The 1,096-nt window shown below is 42.9% G+C and carries 2 protein-coding genes and 1 pseudogene; 1 reads left to right on the forward strand and 2 read right to left on the reverse strand.

The features are described 5' to 3' along the window. A pseudogene (locus WH277_RS05210) lies at positions 1–222 on the forward strand (hypothetical protein); the annotation flags it as partial. Between the two features lie 90 nt (positions 223–312). On the opposite strand, the gene WH277_RS05215 reads toward WH277_RS05210, so the two are convergent. Together WH277_RS05215 and WH277_RS05220 are read right to left on the reverse strand one after the other, a co-directional pair. After that, complete coding sequence (locus tag WH277_RS05215) at positions 313–825, reverse strand: TIR domain-containing protein (protein WP_200643342.1); 513 nt, start codon at positions 823–825, stop codon at positions 313–315. 32 nt (positions 826–857) lie between these two features. After that, a partial coding sequence (locus WH277_RS05220; RefSeq protein ID WP_339504820.1) for a macro domain-containing protein occupies positions 858–1,096 on the reverse strand: 239 nt, incomplete at its 5' end.

Raw genomic sequence — 1,096 nt, forward strand, 5'->3', positions numbered from 1 at the left:
ATCCGGGCCTGTTTCTCTGAACAGGATTATGCCCGCAAGTCCCATTGTCACGATGAGAGCTGGCGTGTTTTGCAGTTGAAAATACGGGACCAGGGGAAGGCATACTACGCCTGGGAGTTCATCACCAAATCTTCCGACTGGCCGTCGTTTACCGATAAGTCTGAGATAACGACCACCGTCAGTCGGGAAGTGAAAGTGCCGTTTGCAGAGAGTGCGCAGTAGCAGGGAATATAGCGGAACGAATACGTATGTAAGGTGTTACGTATTCGTTCCGTTTGTATGAAGAAGGATGGGAAGATAAAATGGATGTAATTAACTTAAGGCTGCTTTTACCGCCGGGTAATCCCAGCGGTAGGCTCCATTTACGATGTCACGCATGGCGACATGCTTACCGATACCTGTCAATGAATCAGGACACTTAGATTTTCTAATGTAAGCTGCATTGTATAAAACGACGATATTCAGTTTGTCCTCTACTGCTTTCTCACATTCATACTCGATGTAACTACGGTGATCAACGGAATGCCCCCTGGCACAACTCTGAGTCGAACTCTTATAACTGTCACAATATCGACATCCACCACTTCTGGCATCTTTAGTATTGTTTCCGACAATAAGAACGAAGGTTTTTGAATGATCTAATCGTGTTGCCAGGGAGGATTTTATGCTGCAATTTAAACTGCTGTCTCTGGCCTGGGTTAAATCATGTGCATCAGTGAACGATAAATTCAAATGTTCACTGTCATTCCAGCTATGCAATTGCTTGATAGCATCTTGATCCCCATCCCATTCACCCGCAATGTATGTTTTCGTTCGGTAGGCCATGTTATCACTCCTTTGGTTTGTGGTTTCCTGTATTACAGCCCATTTCTTGCGGACTGAATTTCAAAAAGATTTATCTTATCAATTTTGTCTTTATGAATGATGATGGTTAATTTTGCAGGATAAGCAAAACGCATTTCACTGATTCTGAAGGTCCATAGCATGATTTTTAATAAATCTTCAGCAGTGATATTTTTATGCTCCTTTATTCTGACGATACCCGAACCAAAAATGGGAACGGTGACACTTTTTTGTGCGTACACGCGGTTAACTC

It is taken from the genome of Erwinia sp. MYb416, from assembly GCF_037479575.1.
Lineage (GTDB): Bacteria > Pseudomonadota > Gammaproteobacteria > Enterobacterales > Enterobacteriaceae > Erwinia > Erwinia rhapontici.

Coding starts and splice junctions, on each gene's coding strand:
- WH277_RS05215 (WP_200643342.1), bottom strand. CDS start 825: ATGGCCTACCGAACGAAAACATACATTGCGGGTGAATGGGATGGGGAT.